At 42.1% G+C, this 2,055-nt stretch carries 3 protein-coding genes; all 3 read left to right on the top strand.

Features of this window, described 5'->3' with window-relative positions:
* Nucleotides 1-397 precede the first annotated feature (397 nt).
* Entirely contained in the window at nt 398-844 is a 447-nt protein-coding gene (locus WB217_RS00490; protein WP_423989618.1) for a YueI family protein, read from the top strand.
* Nucleotides 845-1,392: 548 nt separating this feature from the next.
* Nucleotides 1,393-1,683: an Asp-tRNA(Asn)/Glu-tRNA(Gln) amidotransferase subunit GatC gene (gatC, locus tag WB217_RS00485; RefSeq protein WP_423989616.1), complete on the top strand. Its 291-nt coding sequence runs from the start codon at nt 1,393-1,395 to the stop codon at nt 1,681-1,683.
* Nucleotides 1,684-1,695: 12 nt separating this feature from the next.
* On the top strand, nt 1,696-2,055 hold a 360-nt coding region (locus tag WB217_RS00480; RefSeq protein ID WP_423989614.1), incomplete at its 3' end, for an amidase family protein.

The following is a 2,055-nucleotide window of genomic DNA, read 5'->3' as shown; positions in this document are numbered from 1 at the left end:
CTCGATGAAGGCAATTCAATCAGATTCAGCGTCAGCTGTAGGCATATTGAATAAGCGTCAGATCTCAATAAAGACTTTTTACAAATCGATTCTGCACAGCTATCAATAAGAGTTTGATTGAATTTATTCAGTGTATCGCCCGATTCATACTAATCATATTGCTTCTAAATGCCCGCAAATCATTGTTATAACGGGTTTTATCCTTGTCAGCCAGGTTAGGCGTATCGCCGGCCGATATGCGGGATTAACCATATTCCATCTATTCACCTTTCCTATTTGTTGCCTTCTCTTCGAGTCGAAGAGGAGGTTTTTTTTGCCTGAAATAGGTTAACCTTAAACTAGCACAGTCTTATAGGAAGAATCATACATAGTAGTAATGAATGTTGGAGGTGATTGGATGAGCAACAGCAAAGTGGATGAGTACTTGCAGCAGGGAATGTACGGGGCAAAACAGACGAAACCGGATGAGAGAAGACGATTCCTGACAACGATTCGTGAGCGGGTCGTGATTGCGCTGACCCAAGCACAGGTGATGAAAAAAGGGGTCGAACCGGAAGTCACGAAGATCATGGATGAAAACCTGCAGGCTCACCTCTTCTTAAATGGACATATATCATATTCGTATATATCCAAATACATTAAGGAAGCAGAAAAAAGAAACATCGAATTCACAATCGTTACAAACAAAGACTATGATTCCGAGTTGGGTCTTGTCCTGGCACATGACTATGCCATAGATAAAGCAGATATTTATCTTTCGAAAAAACCGGTTGTGACCCCTGTGCAGACGGAAGAGAAGAAGGGCTTTTTTTCAGGGCTGGGGAAATGGTTCAAGAAAGGGTAAGGAGCTGCCTGCATGAGGCGGCTCTTTTTATCTGGATTTAAAGTGCTTATCTAATAAAAGTGCAAACTTTAGCTGTGCTTCCTGATTCCGAATCATTTTTTTAACGCGAAACGAACTCTGCAAATAAGCCCTTACATGCCGGTTTACAAAGAATAAACGGTGGTACTTCTCGTCTTCATATAAAGACTTAAACCAGGCATAATCATTTAACAATCTTATGTTCTGATCAATTTTTCGAGTATTTAATGTTTGGCTATTGCCAACACTCCCAAGTAAATCTCCAATGAATTCGAAGATAATAGCAATCTCTCCTAATCTAAAGTTTTGTTTTCTTTTAGTATATCCGGATTCGAAAAATTGCACCATTTCTCTGGAAAACTGTCCTCTTTCCTGCGATCTGCTTCCACTCATGTTAAAATAGTACAAATGGCAAGGCTTGTATTGCTTTAACGTGTAAAACTTTGCTATGATCAATAATATTGTTTTTTCAGAAAAAAGGGTTGAATACCCTTCTGATGGACGTTTCACTTACTTATGGAGGTGCTTTTATGTCAAGGATTTCTGAGGATCAGGTGAAGCATGTGGCACACCTGGCGAGATTGGCGATTACGGAGGAAGAAGCCAATACTTTTACGAAGCAGCTGGACAAGATTATTTCGTTCGCTGAGCAGCTGAATGAGCTGGATACTACGAATGTGGAGCCGACTGCACACGTGCTTGAAATAAAGAATGTTATGCGCGAGGACAAATCAAATCCGGGTTTGCCGCGTGAAGAAGTTTTGAAGAATGCGCCTGGGCACCAGGATGGGCAGATTAAAGTACCTGGAATTATGGAGTAAGGAGGACTGGCGATGAGTTTATTTGAACATAAGATTTCGGAGCTTCATGAGCTTTTACATAAAAGAGACCTCAGCGTTTCCGACCTGGTTGACCAATCGTTCAAAACAATTGGCGAGGTCGAAGGCAAGGTCCAGGCTTTTTTAACATTGGATGAAGAAAACGCCAGAGCCGCGGCGAAAGCGTTGGATGATAAGGCGATACAGAGCGCGCCAGCTAACAAACTGTACGGCATGCCGATTGGGATTAAAGACAATATCGTCACGAAGGGGCTGCGGACGACTTGTGCGAGCAAGATTCTCGAAAACTTTAATCCTATATATGACGCGACGGTCGTGCAGAAGCTGAAACAGGCTGAAACGGTCACAATTGGT

The organism is Mesobacillus sp., assembly GCF_049588175.1.
Lineage (GTDB): Bacteria > Bacillota > Bacilli > Bacillales > Cytobacillaceae > Mesobacillus.
Note: the sequence above shows the minus strand (reverse complement) of the source record. Positions and strands in the feature narration are given on the sequence as shown.